Raw genomic sequence first — 24,365 nt, 5'->3', positions numbered from 1 at the left:
CAGGTACCATCAAGACTGAGTACTTTTGATGCATATCAAAACTATACGGTCTCTGGATGCCGGCCTTCTTGTTTCATGTGCACAACCAGCGCAGCAAACTTTAATTCCTCTAAACGTAAATCCAGATAGGATGACTGAATCGTGGCCTGACTCAGTTGCTGTCCGGTATAATTCAGCAGGACATAATCATCCCTTAAGGCTTGCAACATCTGTCCCAAATTTTCTCTGTTTAATTGAGCAAGATATAAATCTGCCTTGCTATTAAAGGCCAAACTAAAGATTTCAATGATACTTCTACGGCGGCTGTCATCGATATAATTACAACTGGCGATCTGCTGTGTTGCTATAGCCTGCTGAATTTTTTCACGTACATCGAGCAGATGCCGAGCCGCATCCGTTTCACTATATCCTGCGATCAGCTGTTGTAAAAGTTGCGGTACTGGCAGACATAAACCGTAATGCTTGGCCTGGATTTTATGTTCCAGGGCATTCACTACGTCCTCTAAGTGCTGCTGTTGCTTGGCCTGTTGATAATAACCCGCTAAACTTTTTCTGGCCTGCTGTTCAACTTCGACTAAGGCTTTCGCTTGAAACTGGGCGATATAGTCTTTCACGCTTTCAATATAAGCCTTGAGATCATCAATCATGATCGAAGCATCCAGTTTGGTCACTTCAACAAAATTTTCGGCCTGCAAAGTCCGGTTGATAATATATTGTTCGATATCATAGATATCCTGATATTTTTTATATTTATTCAGCGCAGTCGTTAAACTGCCATGCTGTACCCGCAGTTGGGTCACGTCATAATTCAGTTCATCGACTTGAGCGTCATAATCTGCCAGTCTACTGCGTGAATGATCCAGATTTTCCTGTAAAAACCGGATATTGCTGCGTAATGAAGCCTGGATCTTCAAGCTCCAGAGCAAGGCACATAATAAAATACTCGCGAGAACGAAAAAAGCCATACTGAGCATTGTTCTGTCCTTTAACCCCTGGCATTGCCCTAAAACATCAAATTAAAAATTTATTATAAAGTACTGGTTAATTTTGCATCACTTCGGCCAGATAATCAAAGCCATTAATCGCCACTAAGTCGTTCATTCATTTTATTTTTCTATAATTTTTTATGTGCAAGTCATACATCATGAATTGATTTGCAGCTTAAATCAAAACGATCCTGAAACAGCTAACGGTATTTTTTATATCAAAGGATATAATTTAAAAGTTTAAAATTAATGACAGTAAAATTAAAAAACCAATAGAAATAAAGATATCAAGCTTATAACAGCAGATAAAGACAATAAAAATTCCTAAACTCATCATCAAGATATGCAGCCAGCATTCACCGGTATGTTCTACATCGAAAGCAAATTGGGCAATGCATAAGTATTAGATTTCAAATAAAAAAACATGAAAAACTGTTAATTTTCAGAGCATTGACTGAAATAAATTCTCACACTTTTTAATTCAGGCAGCCCATTTTAAATGGCAAATACCATTTTGAATGATTACACAAAATAGAACTAATTTGACCGGATACCATCGTTTTCATAATCCAAATCAAAACGGGACTACGACTTCAATCTCAACCGGAACACCACTCAGCGGCTGGCTAAAAGCCAGATAATTGGCATGCAAAGCCATACGATTTAAAGGACTGCGCTGTGGTTCTGGATGATAGATTTTATCGCCAGTAATGGGATGACCCAGATACAGCATATGTACTCGCAACTGATGAGAACGGCCTGTGATGGGCGTGAGTAAAACCCGACTAATGTCTTGCTGGGGCAAATATTCTATTGCCTGATATAAGGTTTTGGCAGTTTTGCCCAGTTCATAATGCACCATCTGACGCGGACGGTTTTCCCAGTCGGTCATCAAAGGCACTTCGACGCTGCCCTGACCTTCAAGTTTGCCTTGTACCAGCGCGACATAATTTTTATGCACGGTACGTGCCTGAAACATTTTACTCACCGCCACTTCTGCATCGCGGTGTTTGGCAAACATCAAAATACCGGAGGTGGCCATATCCAGACGATGGGTAATTTTGGCCTGCGGATACTGGTCCAGAACCCGCAAATAAGCACTGTCATGATGTTCAGCTAAACGCCCGGGAACCGACAATAATCCGGCCGGCTTTTCAATCACCACCAGATCATCATCTTCATAAACAATATGCAACGGTTCTTGCGGTGGGCAATAGACAAAGTCGGGGTTGATGGGCATTTTAGGAATACAGCATCTGGAACAATGTGCGCAAAATAACAAGCTGTATTTAACCTGTCAATCACCGCGCATAGCCAGATAAATTAATCTGCCAGATAATAATCCACCGTCGAAACTACACGGACTTTCTTCAAATAGGGGGTATTGCTGTCGCGATCTTCGATACTAAACATGCCCTGATTGGCGGACTTGATTTTCCCCAGACTGCTTTTTGAATCTGCGGCAAATTTTTCTGCCACACTGCGGGCATTTTCGGTGGCTTGTTCAATCATCGCCGGCTTAATGTCATTCAACTTGGTAAATAAATATTCGGTTCTTTGTCCGGAATCATCTCCAGCAAAGGCAATGCCTTTTCTACCCAAAGCCACCAGACGGCTTTGTGCCTTGCGTACTGCATCGATGTTGTGGGTATAGACGGTAATGGTCTGACTGGCAGTATAGCGCAGTGCGACATTGGCATCACCGCCGTATTGCTGGGCGTATTTATCGGTAATACTCGGTGAGGCACTGGTGATCTCTTCGGCACTAAAACCTTCATTTTTTAGAAAAGTCTGAATTTCCTGGGTATTGCTTTGCATGGTGTCATATAACTCGGCCAGATCCTGACTACCAGCGTTAAAGCGGATCGGCCACACTGCTACATCCGCCTTGACTTCACGTTCTGACAAGCCTTTGACCGAAACAATACGTTCATACTGTTTAATTTTCAGGGCACTATTGCCTAGAATCCAGCCAGCAAGCATCATCCCTAAAGCAATCAAGGCACCCAAAATCAGTGCCGGTTTGACTTGATTCATCTGCATCCACTCCTTTGAAATCCTGTTTTAATTGTTATTTAACTAGACTAATCCCAAGCTATTTTTTGTCATTAAAAAATGCAGTTCAGAATCGCGCTTAACTTTGTTTGATCAAATAGATTGCAATTAAAGGCGCCAGGTTAAACAGCAAAATTCCAATTTTATACAGCGCCATACCCGAATAATGAATCACATCGAAGCTGGCTTCAGACAGCCGGAACCATTTTCCGTGCACTTGTTTCATCCAGTTTCGGGCAAATACAAAAACTGTGAACCAGAGCATAAGAATGACGTAATTGATGAGCAAGGAAAATAGCAGAAAACGACACCAAATATCGAGATTCATCACAATTCCCCACTGGGCGCAGCTGATGCTTTAAAAATAACAGATTTGATCTGGGAAAATGAAGGGCTGATTTGTATCATGCTTGAATTGAATCTTGGTTTAAGCTTTTGATTTATTGTTATTTTAATGATTTATCATATTTGCACTGCTGGAGAATTTTTTAGGGTGTTGGGAAAACGTCTAATGGTTTACTTCAACTATCAATCTTTGTAAGACTTGATCTTATAGCCTATAAACTTGTGGTCTATAGCGTCCTAAGCCGGATCGAGACCTTTTGGGTTCGTACTGCACTCGCGTTTTGCGCCGCTCACAGCATGCTACTCTTTCCGATCCCATCACACCCTTGAGAGCTATATTAGGCAAAGATGGACGGGATTAATTTCCTATGTTTTTTTAATTTTTAGATTTTTTGAAAATTTATTTCATTATTAAACTAAATTTAGGGAAATAAATTCTATTATTCATTTTTTACGCTTTTTTATTCTATAAAAATGGCCTTTATTGCAATTTATCTTCAAGACATTATGACTATTTATTAAAACAAAGCAGCCTGAATCCATTGTGCGCTAAACCACCAGATACTGATTGCGGTCATCCCGCAGAGCAGATTGGCCAGAACTTTATTGAGTCTCGTCAGTTCAGAGCTATAGATTTTCAGATTCAGTAAATATGCCATCACGCCGTAGAGCAAACCAATTGCACCTCCAAACAGGATCAGAATTAATGGCCATGCGGAGTAGAAATGGGCTTTTTTATCTAATTTTCCTGATTCGGGTGCGTACTCTGTGATTTCCATATGTGTTTGCCCTCTTTCCAATATGTGCACATGCACTATTTCAAGGCAGATATTTAGCTGTTATTAAATATTTGCCGATTAGGACTTTGATTGAAGCAAGAAGCAGACCAGTTTTAGCGTACAAAAAGCTGACGAGTATGTTGGTTGATATAGGCGTTCAGGCCATCGCCATATCGGGCAAGCTGTTTCATGTTTTCCACATGCTGATCACCGGCACTGCTATAACTGTAGGTATAAACTTTCGAGGTTTTCTTAAATTGCACGCGAATAAATTCGTTACCAATCTCGTAATTGGCAACACCTGAGTCGTGATTAAGATCAAGATAATGTTGCAATTCGGCAGCCTTAAATACGGTGAATCTAGGCTTTTATATGGAGATGATTTGGTTAATTTTCAATCAAAATCAAGGTTCAAAAAAGATGTAAATTTACAAAAAAATATCCCACTCAATGATGGGATATTTTTTTCAATCTAATTGAATTAATTAGCAATTAGGATCAACGACATAGCTTGTCTGGCTAAATTTTTGCCATGCTCCAGTAGCAGCACCATCTACAACCAGAATAGAAATAAGTCCCCAATCCAGGAAAATACCTAATAAAGTTGTTGGATCAAATGTTTTCTGTGGAATAACGGTGTTGGTTTGACAGCCTTGCTTCTCTGCCTTAATCACATAGTTTTCTTTCTTTTTGAAAGTATAGACAGTATTACGCTGTCCCATATATTCTTCATTGACATATAACTTAGCCAATTCATCATTACTACGGATATTCACAGTTTGGGTTGAACCATTAAACATCGTGGCACAGCCTGAAGTAAATAAGATTGCACTGCCTAGTACTAAAGCTGCAAATTTTTTCATTGTTTCACCCCGGAAATATCTAACCTTAATTTAAAAGTGGTTAGCTAATTTTTTAAAGCAGACAAGCTATACCGTTTATATTTAAATTTCAAATAATTTTTTGAATTTATTAGGTTTTACTTTAAATTAATAAGTTTTATAAATATATGATTGGCTTTTTCACCCTGATCTTTTGATTGCTACCTAAAAGGTTAGCTAATAAACAGCAAAAAGCCCTATGGAGTAATAGGGCTTTCATTCAAAACAGAGGGTAACTGTTTGAGTTGTTTTGCTTAGGCATTCTTATTGTTAAATTGATTGCCTTGGCATTTGGTACACGGTGGTAAACGATCAGTACCAATTTCTAAGTAGGTGCGGTGTCCGCATTGAACACAAAAATAGAAGCCTGTTCCGGGTTTTTCGCCAGCAGTAACCATCTTTGTTCTCCATGGTTTTAGAAATGGTCTGTCTAGTATAACCCTCTGGTGATGAATGTCTATTGTCCATTTTTGTAAATGATGATGTCGTTTGGGCTAACCCAAATTTTATGAAATTTGGGTTCTGACAAATTCCTGTAATGATTCCTTTACCTTGATATCTCCATGTAAATAACAACATTTTTTATATTTTTTACCTGATAAACAAGTACATGGATCATTAGGCTTAACTTTTTGGCTTATATTCCTAATCGGCTGCTTTTTGTTTTTATTTGCAGCTTTATCCAAGGCATCTGCAAAGGCTTTAAGCCCTGAAGCTAAGAAACCTTTTAAATCATTAAACTCAATCATGTAATAATTTCGCCCTAAAGCACTTCCTAAATGTATTGATTCTTTTAAATACCGTTCTGCCTTTTCATCATCTTTAGTCAATAAAATGCCTTTATGATATTCCATACCTAATGTTGCTAATGAATCTGGACATCCTAAATCAATTGCCTTTTCTAAGTAGTCTATGGCCAATTCCTTGTCAAAGACACCTGTATCAACATCAGAGTAGTAATAAAATAAAAACCTTAAAGCCATAACATCATCTTTTGCTTGGGCTTCAATCAAATATTTAAGAGAATCCTCATACTTTTTCAATTTGTATAAATAAGCTCCATATAATCCTTGGGCAGGTGAATAGCCTCTAAAAGCAGCAGCTTCCAATCTTTTCCAAGCGATTGAATTGGGGTTTTCTTCTATATCTTGTGTAGTTAAAAGACTATTTGCATATCTATATAGAGCCTCTAAGGCTGCACATTTATTAATAGCTTTTTCTTTATCACCTTTAAAAATATAAATATTTTTATCTAAATCTGCAGAAATTTTACATGCTGCATCATAAAAGTTAATTGCAATTTCATTTAATGAATCAGTATGTGCACTAAATGCTGAACTTACGACTAAACCTTTATCAAATGACTGTTCCTTTATAATTGTTTCACAAGCAACACCTGCTATTAACTTCTTTTTATAATCCAATTCTGTAGTTGCTTGGAACAAAATATCTTTAAATTCTAGCTGCTTAATATTTGTAAGTTGAATATCTTTAATACTTATATAGAGACAACGTTTTAAAATATTTAGAGTATCCACAAAAATTACTATCAGTTTCTGCCTAACCTCATGTGATTTTTGAATAAGCAATTCCTTACTTTTTTCATAAAAATCATTTTCATCTTTATCATATTTGCTATTGCTATTTTTATGCACTCCGCTATTACATAATTTTCTTACTAAATGTAGATTATCTCTCAAATCTTTATTAATAATTTGAATATCATATAATTCTTCAATTTGGTTAAAAATAATTTCTGTATCAAACTCAATTTTTTTACTCTTAGCTATTTCATTGATAGTATTTTCTATAATGAGCCTAAATTTAAGAAGACTATAATCTGGATTATGATTAAGAAATTCTAAAGCTACACAATAATCTTCATATATTTCCTCTGTGAATTCACTCGCTAATTTTAGATCACTAATTTTATGAGACATTTTATAAATTTTAAAATAAAAAAACTTACCCTAAAGTAAGTTTTTTCATAATATATTTCAATAAGTTTTCACTTAAACCATCAATGTACTAGGCCTTCCAAAAAATCCTGTGCAAAGCGCTGCAATACCCCACCTGCTTCATACACATGCACTTCTTCTTCAGTATCCAGACGACAGGTGACTGGCACTTCAATAATCTGGTTTTTACCATCATCGGTTGAACGCTCAATTACTAAAGTTAGTGTCGAACGTGGCGCGATATTACCAATCACGCTATACAGCTCCGTGCCATCCAACTTCAACGTTTTACGATCTGTACCCGGCTTAAACTCAAGCGGCAACACGCCCATACCGACCAGATTGGTACGATGAATACGCTCAAAACCTTCTGCCACAATCGCTTCCACACCAGCCAGACGTACACCTTTCGCTGCCCAGTCACGGCTTGACCCCTGACCATAATCCTTACCGGCAATAATAATCAACGGTTGTTTACGGTTCATGTAGGTTTCAATCGCTTCCCACATCCGCATCACTTCGCCTTCAGGCTCCACACGTGCTTTCGAACCCTGCTTGATGCTGCCATCAGAACGCACCACCATTTCATTAAACAGTTTCGGGTTGGCAAAAGTTGCACGTTGCGTGGTCAGGTGATCACCACGATGCGTTGCATAAGAGTTAAAGTCTTCCTCAGGCACGCCCATTTTTTTCAGGTATTCCCCTGAAGCACTGTCGAGCACAATCGCATTGGATGGTGACAAGTGATCAGTGGTAATGTTATCACCCAGAATCGCCAGCGGGCGCATATTGGCCAAGGTACGCGGTGCAGCGAGGGCACCTTCCCAATACGGCGGACGGCGGATATAGGTACTTTGCGGACGCCAGTGATATAGCGGGCTTGCTGCCTTTTCATTCACACCCAAATCAAACATCGGAATATAGATTTGACGGAACTGTTCCGGCTTCACTGCTTCTTTCACCAGTGCATCAATTTCTTCATCCGATGGCCAGATGTCTTTTAGATAAATCGGGTTGCCCTCTTTGTCATTACCAAGTGAATCCGTTTCGATATCAAAACGAATCGTACCGGCAATCGCATACGCCACCACCAGTGGTGGAGATGCCAGAAAAGCCTGCTTCGCATAAGGATGGATACGGCCATCGAAATTACGGTTGCCCGACAATACCGCTGTGGCATACAGGTCACGGTCAATAATTTCTTGCTGAATTTTTGGATCTAGTGCGCCCGACATGCCGTTACAAGTGGTGCAGGCATAAGCCACGATACCAAAGCCCAGTTTTTCTAAATCTTTGAGTACGCCAGCTTCTTCAAGATATAACGCTGCTGCTTTAGAACCCGGTGCAAAAGATGATTTCACCCAAGGTTTACGGATCAAGCCCAATTCATTGGCCTTACGCGCCAGCAAACCTGCCGCCACAGTATTTCGCGGGTTTGAGGTATTGGTACAAGACGTAATCGCCGCGATAATCACAGCCCCATCCGGTATTAAACCTTCAGCTTCTTGCGCACGTGCAGCATCTAGATTGCCTGCAATGCCTTTTTCTTTTAAGTCAGATGTCGAGACACGAGCATGCGGATTGGATGGGCCAGCAATGTTACGGGTTACTGTTGAAAGATCAAAACGCAATACACGTGGATATTCCGCCTGAGTCATATCCGATGCCCAAAGCCCGATCTCTTTGGCATAAGTTTCGACCAGTTTGACTTGCTCAGGTTCACGGCCGGTCAAAGTCAGATAATCAATCGTGTTCTGATCGATATAGAACATGGCTGCCGTTGCACCATATTCCGGGGTCATATTAGAAATCGTGGCACGATCACCGACTGACATGCTGTCTGCGCCTTCACCGAAGAATTCTAAATATGCGCCAACCACACGTTCCTTACGCAGGAATTCGGTTAATGCCAAGACGATGTCAGTTGCGGTAATGCCCGGCTGACGCTGACCAACAAACTCCACACCGATAATATCTGGCAGACGCATCCACGATGCACGGCCCAGCATCACGTTTTCAGCTTCCAAGCCGCCAACACCAATCGAGATCACGCCCAATGCATCTGTATGTGGCGTATGCGAATCTGTACCGACACAGGTATCCGGGAATGCCAGACCGTCACGGTTTTGAATCACCGGAGACATTTTCTCCAGGTTGATCTGGTGCATGATGCCATTACCGGCAGGAATCACATCGACATTTTCAAAGGCAGTTTTGGTCCATTCAATAAAATGGAAACGATCTTCATTACGACGGTCTTCAATCGCGCGGTTTTTCTCAAAGGCATCCGGATCAAAACCGCCAAATTCCACTGCGAGCGAGTGATCGACAATCAGCTGGGTCGGTACCACTGGATTGACTTTAGAAGGATCACCCCCTTGATCTGCAATCGCATCACGTAAGCCGGCAAGATCGACCAAAGCTGTTTGTCCCAAGATGTCGTGACAGACCACACGTGCCGGATACCATGGAAAATCATGTTCCTGTTTACGCTCAATCAGCTGGCGCAAAGACTGTTCTAAAATGGCAGGATCACAACGACGAACCAGCTGCTCAGCAAGCACTTTGGAGGTATAAGGAAGTTTGGCATATGCGCCTGGCTGAATATCTTCTACGGCCTGACGCACGTCATAATATTCCAGCTGGGTGGATTGCAGCGGTTTACGGTAGTTGTTGTTCATAGCTTGCCTGCCCTCGTTTATTACTCTTTTTTGCACATCAAAATTTATTGATGACTTGTTTTTTAATAAAGGCATTGTACGCTGCCGAAAGTCCATTTCCCAAATCTTATAATTTTCAATAGTTTAATTATAGAAATCGGTCTATTTTAATAAATTTGTTATCTGGCCTTTAGAATTTTGGCTCTAAACTTCTATTTTTTTGAAAAATCGTAGAAAATTCATCTCATTCTTTAGTATGAGACACTCACAACAGCATAAAAAACAATCAACATATAGGCGCAATAAACAGGCTTTATTTCATATTCATGCAACTTTTATGAGCTGTATTTTAAGCAGCGAATAGACCCTATAACCGATTAAAAGCCAACTATTAAAAGCCAAATAAGTCTCTTCTCTTACATTTAGGTCTTTATATGCAAGCGGCTTGTTGATAAAAACTGGATATTAAGCATATCTTCAAAACATCCTTATACAATAATTCCGAAAATCATCGTATTTCAGCGATAGAACCATTTAAAAGCTGTGTCCTGATTCAATTCCATAATTTTTGTAAGACTTTCTTACAAATTTTACAACTATTTTAATATGTATAAATATTATCGAATAATTAAAGATTTACATAAAAATTAGCACATTCAACACCAAAGAAAAAATACTTTAGACATACCGTTTATCTGCCTCCCCCTAATTTGGTGATAACAGTTTTTCTCTCAATTAAGTAAATCTAAACAGTAATTACTTCACAACAACAATACTCATCACAAAAGTAGATAAAGGTGATTACGATGTTACAGCTTGCGATTATCGGTGTCATAGCAGCGGTCATAGCCGTACTGGCATCAAACTGGAATGGAGCTAAAAATCCTCCTACCCCCTATAACCCTTCAAATCCAAATAATCCGTCAAATCCAAGTAACCCAAACAACCCGACTCAGCCACCACCTGCTCCAACTGCACCGGATTCTCTGATCAGTAATCCGCCATTGCTACAGAAAAATGCCAAAGGCAAATACGAACTGATCATCGCGTATAAAACGGATAAGTTGTATAACCCCAGAAAAGGAACATGGGATCAACTGGTGCTCCGTGGCTATGTGACCAAGCCCAGTTTATTTAATAAGAAAAAAGCAGGTGAATATGTCGAAGACCGGCTGGTCGGGCCCCAGATTCGGGTCAAACAGGGAGAAACCTTTTCTGTGCATTTGAATAACCAACTGCCCACGGAGTCCACAGCAACCTGCCCAGAACATATTCTCGATGCGAATGACCCACATTGTTTTAATACCACCAATCTGCACACTCATGGCCTCTGGGTCAGCCCGCAAGGCAATAGCGACAATGTTTTCCTGAAGTTCAAACCACAGGAAAAATTTGACTATCAATTCAAAATGGAACCAAATCATCCTGCGGGTACTTACTGGTATCACGCTCATCTACATGGTTCAACGGCTATTCAGGTCTCTAGCGGCATGGCTGGCCCATTAATCGTAGAAGGCAGCCGTATTCCTCAAGTCAGGAATGGCAAAATCACATCGATGGGAGACATGGATATTCTGTGGAAAGATAAAGGCAAGAACAGCTATTCTAATGAAAATATCCTCCTGTTTCAGCAAATTCAGTATCGATGCACTCACCCGGCAGGTACAACCAATCTCAATAATTGTGATGCTGGTGAAGTCGGTACGCTGGAAGATTATCAAGGCCTGAATGCCTTTAATTCATGGGGAGCAAATCATTATTACACCTCGATTAATGGCAAAGTACATGGCGAGATTCAAGTTGAGCAAAACCAGTTTAAGCGCTGGCGTATGATTCATGGTGGTGTTCGCGACACCCTTGGTCTTATTATTAAGGAACTGCCAAAATCACAAAAATTTACCGCTGAACAAACCATTAAAGCTTGTTCTGAATTTCAGGAAGAAGACAAAAAAGCAGATTTTGATCAGCTCACCAGCTTGCCGGTCTATACCATTGCTCAGGATGGTTTAACCATGGATCATGTACAGACACGTAGAATTTCGATATTTCAACCCGGTTACCGTCACGATGCGATGGTCGCCTTTCCAAGCACGAATAGATACTGTATTTTTGACACCAACTTGAACATTGATGATGAAATCAATGCCATCCCTACATCCGGACAAATTACCCCTCAACTCGCTCCAGGTAATACGTTAAATGCCCAACTACTGGGATGGGTGAATGTCAAAGCGAGTAAATTAAAAGCGCAAACGCCAGCCCAGTTTTTACAAGCTCAGGCACAGAAAATTGGCTTAAACAAAGAAATCCAGACCCAGCTCTCACAGTTAAAGCTTTCTGCCTTTATCGACCACCCATCGCTGATGACCACTGAAATTGAAAATCGCTTAAAGAACCGTCCACCACAACGCTCAACCTTCGATGCCAGCTTTGGTCCAAATGGTAAGTTTGGCTACCGTTACAGTGATATTGAGGGAATCTATAGTTTTGGTGACCTCTTTACCGGCGCGGATGCAGTAGAAGGTGCATATGTACGGAAACTGGAATTTGGGCAAATTGATGAATGGATTCTTAGCAGTAATAACCTGAATCATCCTTATCATATCCATGTGAACCCCTTCCAGATTGTAAAAGTGCTGGATCCAACGGGTAAGGATGTCAGCGATATTCCGCTGGCAGTAGATCCAAATCCTAATCTGGAAGATATTCAATACCGCGGCTTAAAAGGACAGTTTAAAGATACAATCTTTGTTAAACAGGGATATCAGGTAATTGTCCGCAGCCATTACAAGAAATTTGAAGGTGATTTTGTGCAGCATTGTCATATTCTCGATCATGAAGATCAGGGCATGATGGAATATGTTCGGATTTGTGGCGGTAAATTCCCTTGTGATTCGCCATTGCCGGCTAGCCATCACCACTAAATATTATCATTCCATAAAAGCCGATGATTTAGATTGTTGGCTTTTTTGTTTGCCTCTATTTGATGCTTGCTGCACAATAACTGCATTGATTTATAGTATTCAAACTGGGGCTTATCATGGCAACGTCTCCTGCTTTTACATTGTTTAGTCTGAATGGTGTTGATGCACAAAAATTCCTTCAAGGTCAGGTGACTTTGAATACTGAAACATTGGCTGAAAACCAGACACGTTATACCGCGATCTGTAGCTTGAAAGGCCGTATTCAATTTGGCTTATGGCTTAAAAAGCTCAGTCCGGAAAGCTTTGAAATTGTAAGTACTGACGATCAGGCCACTGAACTGGCGAATCATATTAAAAAATTTGGTGCCTTTTCAAAAATGAAACTGGAACTGGTCGGTGCGGTTTATCCTGTGATCAATGATATTCATACTGACTTTGTTGCGACTGAAACCGATGTGGCGACCTGGGAGCAGCAAGCCATTGAATCAGGTCAGGCCTGGATTCAGGCGGCCACTGCGACCCTGTTTCAACCACAGGAATTGCGCTTACATCAACGTGAAAGCATTCACTATGACAAAGGTTGTTATTTAGGTCAGGAAGTCATTGCACGCTTATGGTTTAAAGCCAAGCCAAAACATTGGCTGCATCTGATTCAAGCGACGGGTGAAGCACCTGTAGTCGGCACTCAGCTCAACAACAATGTTGAAGTCGTGAATAGCATCAGTCTGAAGGATGGCTATAAAGCCTTGGTCGTAGCCAAACCTGACGCATTGGCCGAGTTGGGTCTAGAGGTTCTGAAACTTCCTGAAGCTTTGAGCGGTGATGTAGCACGTCCGCAATAATTCCGGTTTAGGCCCTAAAAAAGCCAAGACTTAACTCTTGGCTTTTTTTGTTTTAGAAACCATGAAACAGCTTATTCATATCTTTCACCACATAATCTTTGAAGTGATAAGCACGAGCATGTTTGGCATCAAATTTTGTGGTTAATTCACCTTTTTGAAAGGTGTAAACCCGGTCTTCCTGACTAATCAAAAATTCTGCACCGAGCTTCATCAGCAGTACATCAATCTTGTCTTCATCCGCAATCGTTTCATCTACGTTAATTCTGTCATAGTGGCGTTTAATCGTTTTGACAAACATGGTTCAATCCTGGGAGGCTGATTTAAACCGAGATTTAACCAGAGAAGTTCCTTTAAGCAAAGTAATCCTTTCAATACCTGAATGATTGATAGGAAAGTTATCCAGATCAGTGATCTGATTAAATCGGTATATCCTGCTTTGATGATTTATTTTGAGTAAATCCCTTTCCTAACTCAAGAAATGATAACTTTATTCATATTTAAATAGATGTAGATGTTGAACGCCCCCTTCTCCCTTCGGGATGAGGAGCATGCTGCGCAAGTCTCCGACAAGAAGATAGAATTTCATTTATAATAATTAAAAAATGATTTATGAAAGAACTCTAATGACAAATTGTATATTTACAAAGCACAAAATCCTTTTATGATGTAAGTGAAAATGATTAAAACCGCACCAAGGACTTAGGTGCCAGCAATAATAAGGTTATAGGAACCATGAAAAAGTTAATACTCGCTACCGTTCTTGCAGTTTCTGCGCAATTCACTCTGGCAAATACTGTAAAAGATCAGGCCGACCCCCAGTTTGTAAAAATTGAAGCCATGGTGAAAGCCAATAATTTCAAAGGCGCCTATGACGCTTTAAATCAATTGGCTAGTCAGGGAAATGCCCAAGCCATATATAACTTAGGCTATTTAACCCAGACCGGCCAGGGCACTGCCAAAGACGAGAAAAAAGCCATCCAGCTCTATGAACAGGCAGCCAGCAAAGGTTACCCTGTGGCCAATTATGTACTGGGCAAAAATTATGCGGCGGGTACATTAGGACTAAAGCAGGATTTAAGCAAAGCCAAACAGTATCTGGAACGTGCCTCAGCAGCCAACTTTGATGATGCCAGTGTAGATCTGGCTGTGCTGTTATTTGCTGAAAATACCCCCGCCTCAAATAAAATCGGACTACAAAAGCTGCAACCATTAATCACAAAAGGTAATATGCAAGCGATTCACGCCAAAGCCTTATATGACATCAGCTCTGGTTTTAAAAACAAAGATGAAAAACCGATTCAGCAAGGTTTAAGCAGTATTCAGGATCTGGCTAAAAAAGGCTATATCCCTGCCCTGATGGCAGTCGGCAATATGTTTGCCAATGGCAGTATCGTGCAGCAAAACTTGCCTGAAGCGAAAAAAATCTTTGCTGCATTGGCACAGCAAAATATTCCGCAGGCTAAAGAGTCTTTGGCAGCAGTAGACAAAATGATGGCGGAGCAGAAAAAAATACCTGCCAAAAAGAGTTAATTTGGTTTCGCCCCAATGAAAAGCGGAGCTTCGCAAGAAAAGTATCTTGCGGAGCCATACTCTCATCGCAAAACTCGTCAGCCAGCATCCACTGGTAAATTTGTCGCAAAAACAATCATTTTTAATCTTGCGGTACAATACACCGTATGCCTCAAACAGTTGCGGCTGACTTTTCTACTTGTAAAATATAATCATAAATTTAAAAAAGAAAATGCCAATATGGGGCTTTTTATAAGGAGAGAATCAATCCTGGAATGAGCTATCCCCACCACAAGGCAATTAGGCCGCTGGTCACGATAAAACCAGCGATGGTGCTCATCAGCAGTGGTGTTAAGGCTCGATCATTTAAACCATAGGCCTGTCCCAACATACCGAAGATTGTTGGCATCGGTAAGGCAGCAATCAAAGTACCCGCATGAACCATTTCCTGACTTAAACTGGTCAATTGACTGAGGCCAAGATACATCAGCAGCGGCATCATAATGTTGTTAGAAAACACCAGATAGAAACTTTGCAGATTAACGTATTTCAGGCTCATTCCCACAATACCGCCACCAATTGCAAACAAGGCCAATGGCGATGCTGTCTGTCCGATCAAGGCAAAAACCTGATCGATATAGAGCGGAATTTTAATCTGGAAAATCGCACAGGCCATACCCAGTACGACCCCCATAAATAAGGGGTTTGTTACTAAAGTCAGCACCACACTTTTAAAAATGGAGCCAAGATTTGCCTGATGCTGTGTTCCCAGCGCAGCCATGACCAGTACCAAAGGAATCAGCAACATACTTTCAATGATGACCACCAGAGAAGTATAAGTCATGGCCTGCTGCCCGATTAACAGACTAAGCACGGCCGTACCAATAAGTCCGGTATTCGACATCGCGGCGCCCAGTGACAATACTGCACTCTGCGAATGCGTATTCTGAAAATAACGGCGCATCATCCAGAAACCGCTACCATAGAGCAGTAAAGTTACGCTGCTATACACCGCAAAGTATTCAAAATACCAGATTTCATGCAGGTCTTTAGAGGCGAGAGACTGGAAAAACAGCAGAGGCAACGCCACTTTAATGACAAAAGCACCGACTGTACCCACTTGCTCTTTATCTAACACTTGACTTTTTACAGTCAGATAACCCAGTGCCAACAATAAAAAAATGGGCACAATGACCGCAAAAATCATAATGCAGCGTCCTCATTTGCAATGAGTGACTATTATACGACCTTCCTGCTTAGAAAAGATTGTTAAAAAGGCTCAAACAGATGGTTTAGACCATGCGGGGCACTGCGAAGATATTGGGGTGAAATCTTTAGTTTTTCTTCAAGTGCCGCAGCTGCATGCCAAGGCCAATGTGGATCGTAGAGAATCGCCCGTGCAATAGCGATAGCATCGGCCTGCCCTTTTTGCAGAATATGTTCTGCCTGTTCTGCTTCGGTAATTAAACCTACAGCAATTACCGGAATATTGACGGCTTTTTTGATGATATCTGCAAAAGGTACTTGATAGTTCGGTTTCACATCAATGTTCTGTTTGACATGTAAACCGGCACTGGAAATATGAATATAAGCTGCGCCCATCGCTTCGAGGGCTTTAGAGAGTTCAACCGAAGAATCAACATTCCAGCTATCCTCATGCTCCATCCAGTCACTCGCTGAAATACGCACTCCGATTGGATAATCTTCCGGAACTGCTGCCTTCATGGCTTGCAATACTTCCAGCGTCAGGCGAATCCGGTTTTCCAGTGAACCACCATATTTATCCTCACGCTTATTGGAAAGTGGCGACATAAACTGATGTAACAGATAACCATGTGCTGCATGTAGTTCAATCAGGTCAAAGCCTGCATCAACTGCGCGTTTGGCACTTTCTGCAAAGTCTGCAATGACCTGATCAATCTCTGCCTGATTCAGCGCTTTAGGAGGATGTTCGTCTGCCTGAAAAGGAAGATCACTGGCAGAAACAGTTTGCCAGCCATGTGCCTCATCCGGTTTAAACTGGCCTCTACCTGCCCATGGTTTATCTGTAGAGGCTTTACGTCCGGCATGTGCAAGCTGGATAGCAAATGGCATTGGCGATATAGATTTAACTTTGGCCAATAATGCTTTGATCTGGGCAGCTTGCTGATCATTCCACAATCCCAGGTCTGCATAACTGATACGACCTTCTGGTTGTACAGCAGTCGCCTCGACAATACAGAGTCCGGCGCCAGAGAGCGCATAATTCGCCCATTGCTGCTCATGCCAATACGTGATTTCACCCTCATCTGTGGCTGAATATTGACACATGGGTGCAATAATAATTTTATTGCTGAGTGATAATGAACCAAACTTTAGCGGTTGAAATAATAATGTCACGTGGCAATCCCTCTTTATTCATGTGAAGTATGATCGGGCAATAAAAAACAGGCTTTAAAAAGCCTGTTTAGTTATAACGTGAACGATCACTTTTTAGAAGATGATGCGGCTGGTTAAACCAAGTAGCAGTGCATTATCTACGTTGTTGGTTGCCCCTGGATTGACTACATATTGCAGGTTTGGACGTAGCATCAGCCATTTTGTTGCATTATAGCTATAGTTAAGTTCGATATTGTATTCTGCATCGGCATTGAATGCTGGACGCGAATCTGCAAAGCGATTATTCACGTGCACACGGTTAACTGCCAGACCCAAAATATCATTCGGTTGACTGTCGAGCAGGCCAATATATTTCACCCCAAGCTGTTGTGAATGATCGACTTTATTGGTTACACGGTCATGCCAGGTGAAATTGGCAAATGAATGCAGGCCCTGACGCCCCTGACCTGTTGAAGTTAATTGCTGTTCGATGGCCAACCAGCCTGCAAAGGTACGATCTTCAGCTTGGCCAGTGACAATATCTTTTTGATTGATTGGATCATCCGCAGTATTGTACATCCCACCCACACGGTAGCTACCCGGCAAGTTATTGATGAGTGATTTGGGTGTCCATACAATTTCTGCTGGAATGGTCACGCCATCGGCATGCTTAGTATCCAAACTCCAGCCTTGACCTTCTTTAGCACCATTGCCATTGTCCGGATTAAACTCATAAACACCGACTTGTACTGCAAGTTCAGGGTTTAGCTGCTGCTTTATACGCGCACCCCATTGTGATACTGGCGTGTTCATCCAGATATTGCCTTGCCATTTACCCATCTGCGCAGCACAAAATGCTGTACTGGCAAAGTCACAGGCCATCACATTAAAGTCCATGCCCAGACCCAAACGGCCAGCCTTAATACTCAGTCCTTGCTCTTTATAATTCTTTTCAATCGAAAGTTCACTCAGACGGCTATCCTGATTGCCACGCCCAAACGTACCTTGTGCATTGGCCATCTGTGGCGCTGATGGATCTTGCAAATCACGGATAGACGTACTTTGGCCTTGGCGCGCACTCATTGCAGCACGTACCGTGACACCGTTCCATCCTGCCAGTTTTTCCAGGTCCAGTTGAGTTCCCAACCATAACTGGGCAGAAGTTAATGGATCTGCGCCTGCATTCCGGCCACCATCCGCAAGATAGGCTGTATCAGTTAGCAGATTGGCTTCAAATTTAATTCCTTGCTGAGCCAGTTCTGTACGTTGACCATTCCAGTCCCCCAGTAAATATTGACCTTGCGGATCAAATGCAGATTCTGCCTGCGCGGTTGTCATGGCAGCCATTAATGACAATAAAGCGAAACCTAAATATTTCATGTAAAACCTAAACATTCGGAGAGAAAAACAAGCAAGGTTTTTAAAATTGTTATTAGGTGCATGAATTTACATAACTTTTCCTATAAATTCTTATTATTTTTTTTATTATTGATTAAACTTTTAGTTATGCCTTAATACAAAAAATATAATTTTATTTCAAAATAGTTAAATTATTTATATGTTTTTCAAAAACTTAGGATTTATTTATTTTTTCATTCCTTTTATTTCTTTAATTTTTGGTCTAAACATGCAAAAAAACAGCTTATTCTTTAAGCTCTTACACCTCCAATAAACATGAAATCCCCAGTCATTTTCTAATGGTTGCATCCCCATTAAGACTTGTAATCTCCGTAAATTCGCCCAATATTAGCTGCATCTCCCTCGCCTCTGATGTGTTATGCCTGAATTACCAGAAGTAGAAACCACCAAAACCAGTTTATTACCCTTGTTAGAACAACGTGTAAAACGGGTTGAAATCCGTCAGTCAAGTTTGCGCTGGCCCATTCCCGAAAATATACAAAAGCTGGTCGGGCAGAAATTACTCAACCTGTCGCGCCGTTCCAAATATATTCTGGCTGAGTTTGAGCACGACACCATGCTCTGGCATTTAGGCATGTCTGGCAGCTTTCGTTTGTGTGAAACAACTGAAGAATTACGCAAACATGATCATCTGATTATTCAGTTTGATGATATTGAATTGCGTTATCATGATCCGCGTCGTTTTGGCTGTATTTTATGGCTGGATGCGCAGTCACAAAGCAAACTGATTGATACGCTGGGACCAGAACCCCTGAGTGAAAATTTTAATTCTCAGTATTTATTTGAAAAATTGAAAAATAAAAATGTTGGCACCAAAGTTGCGATTATGGATAACCATGTGGTGGTAGGTGTCGGCAATATTTATGCAACCGAAAGTCTGTTCAATATGGGCATTCATCCAGCACAACCCGCCTCGACTTTAAGCTTGGCACAGATCGAAAAATTAGTGCTGGAAATCAAGCGCATATTAAAACAGGCCATTGATTTAGGCGGGTCGACATTACGGGATTACACCAACGCCATGGGGGAAAATGGCTATTTTCAGCAAACGCTGCTGGCCTATGGTCGTGCCGGGGAAATGTGCGTGAACTGTGAGACCACGCTTGAAAATATTAAACTGGGACAACGTGCTTCTGTGTTCTGTCCAGAATGTCAGCCTTTGAAAAAGATGCAACTCCCTGTCAAAAAACTGGCAACTGTACGAGGGGAAAAGTCATGAAAACAGCCATTGTGCGTCATATTCTGGTTAAAGATAAAGAAACTGCCGAGCAGCTTAAAAAGAAGATTTTGAGTGGCGCTGACTTTAATAAAATCGCCAAACAATATTCAACCTGTAATTCTGCCAAGCGTGGCGGAGAACTGGGCGAAGTGAAAAAAGGCCAACTGGTGCCTGTCATTGATAAGCTGGTGTTTACGGCTGCTGAACGGGTCTTACATGGTCCGGTCAAAAGCCAGTTTGGTTTTCATTTGGTAGAAATTAAGTTCCGGATGGATTTTTAATCTTATAAATCTCTCCCCACCTCCCTTTAACAAAAGGGGGGATTTAGGAGGATTAAAAAAACGGCACAAGAGGCGCCGTTTTTTATTTGTGTCAGAACGCTTATGCTTCAGGACGTTTTTTCAATTCATCACGAATTTCACGCAATAATTCGATATCTTCAGGGGTGGCTTCAGGTGCAGGTGCTTCTTCTGCCTGTTTACGACGAAGTTTATTCATCATTTTCACCAGTAAGAATACCACCCATGCCAACAACAGGAAATTAATCAGAATCGTTAGGAAGTTACCATAAGCAAATACATTCAGGCCTTCAGCCTGTGCATTTGCCAAAGAAGTGACATTATTAGGATTATCACCCAGTACCAGGAACCAGTTAGAATAGTCAACATCCCCACCTAAAATCCAGCTAACGATTGGCATGATGATATCTTTTACAAAAGAATCAATAATTTTACCAAATGCTCCACCAATAATGACACCGACCGCGAGGTCCATCACATTGCCTTTGACAGCAAACTCTTTAAATTCTTGAATAATACTCATTTTTTCTCCAATAATTCATTTTAAAGTTTGTGATGAATTATACATTAATTATAAGTGATTGCATTTCCATATAAGATACTGTTTTTTATAATTTTTATTGTTCTAGTTAAAATTTTAATACAAAAAAACCGCAACCTTTGAAAAGATTGCGGCTTTAGGAATCTTAGATCAATAATCTACAGATTATTTACCTGAACGGTTACGTTTACGTTCGTTTTCAGTCAAATAACGCTTACGGATACGGATTGACTTCGGTGTTACTTCAACTAGTTCGTCATCTTCAATGAATTCAAGCGCTTGTTCAAGCGTATATTCAACTGCAGGAACAAGTGTTAATGCTTCATCAGTACCAGATGCACGTACGTTGGTTAACTGTTTTGCCTTAGTCGGGTTCACAGTCATGTCGTCAGAACGTGAGTTAATACCAATAATCATACCTTCGTAAACTTCTAACTGAGGCTTAGCGAATAGACGACCACGGTCTTGTAATGTGAACAATGCATAGCCCAGGCAAGTACCTTGAACCATAGAGATCAACACACCGTTTTGACGTTTCGCAACTTGGCCTTGTTTCATTGGACCATAATGCGAGAAGCTTGATGTCATGATACCCGTACCTGAAGTCATCGTCATGAATTCAGAACGGAAACCGATCAAGCCACGTGAAGGAACAGTTGCTTCAATACGGATACGGCCTTTACCGTCAACTTCCATATTGGTCATCTCGCCTTTACGGCTGCCCATTTGCTCCATTACAGAACCTTGGTGCTGTTCTTCAACGTCAAACGTCACGTTTTCGTACGGTTCTTGCATTTGACCGTCAATTTCTTTCAAGATGACTTGCGGACGAGATACACCCATCTCGAAGCCTTCACGGCGCATGTTCTCAATTAAAACTGAAAGGTGAAGTTCACCACGGCCAGACACTTTGAAACGGTCAGGACTGTCAGTGTCTTCAACACGTAATGCGACGTTGTGGATCAATTCGCGATCTAGACGCTCACGAATGTTACGTGAAGTTACGAATTTACCTTCTTTACCAGCAAACGGTGAGTTGTTTACCTGGAATGTCATTGTGACTGTAGGTTCATCTACAGAAAGCGGTGGAAGCGCTTCAACAGCTTTCGGATCACAAATCGTGTCAGAAATGTTCAATGCATCGATACCTGTTACGCAAACGATATCACCTGCATTGGCTTCTTCGATGTCCACACGATCTAAACCATGATAACCCATGATTTTTAAGATACGACCGTTACGTGTTTTGCCTTCTTTATCGATTACAGTCACTTGCGTGTTCAATTTAACTGAACCACGTTGAATACGACCAACACCGATAACGCCTACGAAGCTGTTATAGTCAAGTGAAGACACTTGCATTTGAAATGGACCATCAACGTCAACTGCTGGCGGTTCAACGATGTCTACAATTGTTTGGAACAATGGCGTCATGTCGTCAGCAAGTTCTTCTGGAGAAGGACCCGCCACACCACGAAGACCAGATGCATAAACGACCGGGAAGTCTAACTGTTCGTCAGAACCACCTAAGTTATCGAACAAATCGAATACCTGGTCAATCACCCAGTCTGGACGTGCGCTTGGCTTATCAACTTTGTTAATAATTACGATTGGCTTCAAACCACGTGCGAACGCTTTTTGCGTTACGAAACGTGTTTGTGGCATCGGGCCTTCTTGTGAATCGACAAGAAGAAGTACGCAGTCAACCATCGACATTACACGTTCAACTTCACCACCGAAGTCGGCGTGTCCCGGGGTGTCCACGATGTTAATGCGATATTCAGTATTGGTACGTGCATCCGTCCATTTAATTGCAGTGTTTTTTGCAAGAATGGTAATACCACGTTCACTTTCGATAGCGCCAGAATCCATGACACGCTCAATCTCACCCGCGCGATCACCGAGAGCACCTGATTGTTGCAAAAGTTTGTCTACAAGAGTGGTTTTACCATGATCGACGTGCGCAATAATGGCGATGTTACGGAGAGTTTTAATATCTGACATGTAAATTCAATGCGTATGTAATTTGAGGGCAAATTATACAGAAAAATACAAAACTTTTATAGTCACTGTTACCACACTCCTCAACTTTTTTTAAGGAGATGGGCTTTTTTTGATTTTGTAAAGGCGTGTAACTCGATTAGAATAGCGCCACCCTGCCTTAATTTGCATTGACACATGTCTGATTTTAATCAATCTCCTCCTCCTAAAGATCAACTCGACCTGGTATATGGTCTGGATGATCGTCCAAAACCATTTATTGCTTTTTTAGCTGCATTCCAACATTTATTGGCAATTATTGTCCCGATCGTGACCCCTGGCTTGCTAATTTGTCTGGCACTTGGGGTATCCAAAGAAGACACCAACATGATTTTATCCATGTCCCTGGTGATCTCAGGTATCGCGACTTTTTTACAGTCTAAAAAAGTCGGACCTTTTGGTGCCGGTCTGTTGATTGTTCAGGGAACCAGCTTTAACTTTATCGGCCCAATTATTGGTATTGGTTCAGCCATGGTTGCTGCCGGTACGCCAGTTGAGTCAGTCATGGCAGCAATTTTTGGTGTGGTGATTGCAGGTGCATTTATTGAAATGGGCGTGTCCCAGATTCTGCCTTGGATAAAAAAACTGATTACCCCTTTGGTGACCGGGATTGTCGTCCTTCTGATTGGTTTAACCTTAATTAAAGAAGGTCTAATCAGTATGGGCGGTGGTTATCAGGCCATGAGCGATAAAACTTTTGCCAATGCAGACAACCTGATCATGTCCTGCACAGTCTTGGCGCTGATCATTATCCTGAACCGTATCCGGATTACCTGGGTAAAAAGTTCTGCCATTTTGATTGCCCTGGTTTGTGGTTATATTCTGGCCGGCTTTATGGGCCATCTGGATTTTTCCGGCTTAAAAGATGCCCCACTGGTACAGATTCCAACTCCAATGCATTTCGGTTTAAGCTTCTCCTGGAGCCTGTTTATTCCGATGGCATTCATTTATCTGGTGACCTCTTTAGAAGCGATTGGCGATATCACGGCGACCTCAAAGCTTTCTAACCAGCCAGTCGATGGGCCAAAATGGATGCAGCGCATTAAAGGCGGTGTACTGGTCAATGGCGCCAATTCATTCCTTGCCGGTATTTTTAACACCTTCCCAAGTTCGGTATTTGCACAAAATAACGGTGTGATTCAGTTGACGGGTGTAGCGAGCCGTTATGTCGGCATCTGGATTGCTGCTTTACTGATCATTCTGGGTTTGCTGCCTGCGGTTGCCGGGATTATCCAGGCGGTTCCGCAAGCGGTACTGGGTGGTGCAGTGATGGTGATGTTTGGTGCAGTAGCAGCTTCCGGCATTAATATTCTGTCTGGCGTACATCTGGACCGCCGTGCCTTGCTGATTATTGCGATTTCACTGGCACTGGGTTTAGGTGTTGCACAAGTTCCACAAATTCTTGAGCATCTTCCTGAGTTATTCCGTAATATCTTTAGCTCAGGCGTTGCCACTGGCGGTATTGCTGCCCTTATTCTGAATGTTGTACTTCCTGAAACAAAGAAGTAATTTCATGTCCAAAGAACACTGTCTAGGTCAGACTTAGGCAG

23 protein-coding genes are annotated in these 24,365 nt (G+C 41.5%); 7 read left to right on the top strand and 16 right to left on the bottom strand.

All coding sequences use genetic code 11. The features are described from left to right. Positions 1-41: 41 nt before the first annotated feature. From FTT73_RS11665 to acnD, 10 genes are all read right to left on the bottom strand, one after another. The gene (locus FTT73_RS11665) at positions 42-974 is read right to left on the bottom strand and encodes a DUF4041 domain-containing protein (protein WP_180191460.1); all 933 of its coding nucleotides are present in this window, start codon (positions 972-974) and stop codon (positions 42-44) included. 586 nt (positions 975-1,560) lie between these two features. Next, on the bottom strand, positions 1,561-2,226 hold the full coding sequence (locus FTT73_RS11660) for a pseudouridine synthase (protein ID WP_005169561.1): 666 nt from the start codon (positions 2,224-2,226) through the stop codon (positions 1,561-1,563). Positions 2,227-2,309: 83 nt separating this feature from the next. Continuing rightward, positions 2,310-3,023, bottom strand: a complete 714-nt coding sequence (locus tag FTT73_RS11655; RefSeq protein ID WP_180078629.1) for an SIMPL domain-containing protein — start codon at positions 3,021-3,023, stop codon at positions 2,310-2,312. Positions 3,024-3,120: 97 nt separating this feature from the next. Beyond that, entirely contained in the window at positions 3,121-3,369 is a 249-nt protein-coding gene (locus FTT73_RS11650) for a DUF6868 family protein (protein WP_180078631.1), read from the bottom strand. A 535-nt stretch (positions 3,370-3,904) separates the two neighbouring features. Then, the gene (locus tag FTT73_RS11645) at positions 3,905-4,165 is read right to left on the bottom strand and encodes a hypothetical protein (protein ID WP_180078633.1); all 261 of its coding nucleotides are present in this window, start codon (positions 4,163-4,165) and stop codon (positions 3,905-3,907) included. Positions 4,166-4,278: 113 nt separating this feature from the next. Beyond that, positions 4,279-4,500: a hypothetical protein gene (locus tag FTT73_RS11640; protein ID WP_180075569.1), complete on the bottom strand. Its 222-nt coding sequence runs from the start codon at positions 4,498-4,500 to the stop codon at positions 4,279-4,281. Between the two features lie 150 nt (positions 4,501-4,650). Beyond that, positions 4,651-5,028: a hypothetical protein gene (locus FTT73_RS11635; RefSeq protein WP_005169548.1), complete on the bottom strand. Its 378-nt coding sequence runs from the start codon at positions 5,026-5,028 to the stop codon at positions 4,651-4,653. A gap of 272 nt (positions 5,029-5,300) precedes the next feature. Next, a complete protein-coding gene (locus FTT73_RS11630; protein ID WP_004645925.1) occupies positions 5,301-5,444 on the bottom strand; it encodes a zinc ribbon-containing protein in 144 nt (47 codons plus the stop codon). A 108-nt stretch (positions 5,445-5,552) separates the two neighbouring features. Next, positions 5,553-6,986 carry a tetratricopeptide repeat protein gene (locus FTT73_RS11625; RefSeq protein ID WP_180078635.1) on the bottom strand — a complete coding sequence of 478 codons (1,434 nt, stop codon included), beginning with the start codon at positions 6,984-6,986 and terminating at the stop codon, positions 5,553-5,555. 80 nt (positions 6,987-7,066) lie between these two features. Further along, entirely contained in the window at positions 7,067-9,685 is a 2,619-nt protein-coding gene (gene acnD, locus FTT73_RS11620) for a Fe/S-dependent 2-methylisocitrate dehydratase AcnD (protein ID WP_180078637.1), read from the bottom strand. A 785-nt stretch (positions 9,686-10,470) separates the two neighbouring features. On the opposite strand from acnD, the gene FTT73_RS11615 reads away from it, so the two are divergent. Continuing rightward, positions 10,471-12,588, top strand: coding sequence for a multicopper oxidase family protein (locus FTT73_RS11615; RefSeq protein ID WP_180191459.1), 2,118 nt, complete (start codon positions 10,471-10,473; stop codon positions 12,586-12,588). Between the two features lie 116 nt (positions 12,589-12,704). Next, positions 12,705-13,430 carry a folate-binding protein YgfZ gene (locus FTT73_RS11610; protein ID WP_100357960.1) on the top strand — a complete coding sequence of 242 codons (726 nt, stop codon included), beginning with the start codon at positions 12,705-12,707 and terminating at the stop codon, positions 13,428-13,430. Between the two features lie 52 nt (positions 13,431-13,482). Here FTT73_RS11610 and FTT73_RS11605 read toward each other — a convergent pair whose 3' ends face one another. Further along, the gene (locus FTT73_RS11605) at positions 13,483-13,728 is read right to left on the bottom strand and encodes a hypothetical protein (RefSeq protein ID WP_005169535.1); all 246 of its coding nucleotides are present in this window, start codon (positions 13,726-13,728) and stop codon (positions 13,483-13,485) included. Positions 13,729-14,162: 434 nt separating this feature from the next. Between FTT73_RS11605 and FTT73_RS11600 the strand changes: the two genes are divergently transcribed. Next, the gene (locus FTT73_RS11600; protein WP_005097985.1) at positions 14,163-14,960 is read left to right on the top strand and encodes a tetratricopeptide repeat protein; all 798 of its coding nucleotides are present in this window, start codon (positions 14,163-14,165) and stop codon (positions 14,958-14,960) included. 15 nt (positions 14,961-14,975) lie between these two features. Next, on the top strand, positions 14,976-15,218 hold the full coding sequence (locus FTT73_RS11595; RefSeq protein WP_180191458.1) for a hypothetical protein: 243 nt from the start codon (positions 14,976-14,978) through the stop codon (positions 15,216-15,218). A 1-nt stretch (position 15,219) separates the two neighbouring features. On the opposite strand, the gene FTT73_RS11590 is transcribed toward FTT73_RS11595, so the two are convergent. The 3 genes from FTT73_RS11590 to FTT73_RS11580 all read right to left on the bottom strand — a co-directional run bounded on the left by FTT73_RS11590 (position 15,220) and on the right by FTT73_RS11580 (position 18,677). Then, positions 15,220-16,146, bottom strand: coding sequence for an AEC family transporter (locus tag FTT73_RS11590; protein ID WP_005097988.1), 927 nt, complete (start codon positions 16,144-16,146; stop codon positions 15,220-15,222). 62 nt (positions 16,147-16,208) lie between these two features. After that, on the bottom strand, positions 16,209-17,318 hold the full coding sequence (locus FTT73_RS11585; RefSeq protein WP_180191457.1) for an NADH:flavin oxidoreductase/NADH oxidase: 1,110 nt from the start codon (positions 17,316-17,318) through the stop codon (positions 16,209-16,211). A gap of 93 nt (positions 17,319-17,411) precedes the next feature. Continuing rightward, the gene (locus FTT73_RS11580) at positions 17,412-18,677 is read right to left on the bottom strand and encodes a carbohydrate porin (protein WP_180075564.1); all 1,266 of its coding nucleotides are present in this window, start codon (positions 18,675-18,677) and stop codon (positions 17,412-17,414) included. Positions 18,678-19,074: 397 nt separating this feature from the next. Between FTT73_RS11580 and mutM the strand changes: the two genes are divergently transcribed. After that, the gene (gene mutM, locus FTT73_RS11575) at positions 19,075-19,935 is read left to right on the top strand and encodes a bifunctional DNA-formamidopyrimidine glycosylase/DNA-(apurinic or apyrimidinic site) lyase (protein ID WP_159516689.1); all 861 of its coding nucleotides are present in this window, start codon (positions 19,075-19,077) and stop codon (positions 19,933-19,935) included. Continuing rightward, entirely contained in the window at positions 19,932-20,216 is a 285-nt protein-coding gene (locus FTT73_RS11570; RefSeq protein WP_004281718.1) for a peptidylprolyl isomerase, read from the top strand. Before mutM ends, FTT73_RS11570 begins: the two co-directional genes overlap by 4 nt. A gap of 100 nt (positions 20,217-20,316) precedes the next feature. On the opposite strand, the gene mscL is transcribed toward FTT73_RS11570, so the two are convergent. Together mscL and typA are read right to left on the bottom strand one after the other, a co-directional pair. Further along, entirely contained in the window at positions 20,317-20,757 is a 441-nt protein-coding gene (gene mscL, locus FTT73_RS11565) for a large conductance mechanosensitive channel protein MscL (RefSeq protein WP_005097993.1), read from the bottom strand. A 183-nt stretch (positions 20,758-20,940) separates the two neighbouring features. Next, positions 20,941-22,779 carry a translational GTPase TypA gene (typA, locus tag FTT73_RS11560; protein ID WP_005097994.1) on the bottom strand — a complete coding sequence of 613 codons (1,839 nt, stop codon included), beginning with the start codon at positions 22,777-22,779 and terminating at the stop codon, positions 20,941-20,943. A gap of 174 nt (positions 22,780-22,953) precedes the next feature. Here typA and FTT73_RS11555 point away from each other — a divergent pair, with 174 nt between their 5' ends. Continuing rightward, positions 22,954-24,324 (top strand): uracil-xanthine permease family protein, encoded by a 1,371-nt coding sequence (locus FTT73_RS11555; protein ID WP_005097996.1) that lies wholly within the window; start codon positions 22,954-22,956, stop codon positions 24,322-24,324. Positions 24,325-24,365: the final 41 nt, after the last annotated feature.

Origin of the sequence: Acinetobacter sp. YH01006, from assembly GCF_013420445.1 — a bacterium.
In the GTDB taxonomy this organism is placed as follows: Bacteria; Pseudomonadota; Gammaproteobacteria; order Pseudomonadales; family Moraxellaceae; genus Acinetobacter; species Acinetobacter pseudolwoffii.
The sequence above is the reverse complement of the archived record's forward strand: the minus strand, read 5'-3'. Positions and strand labels throughout refer to the sequence as shown.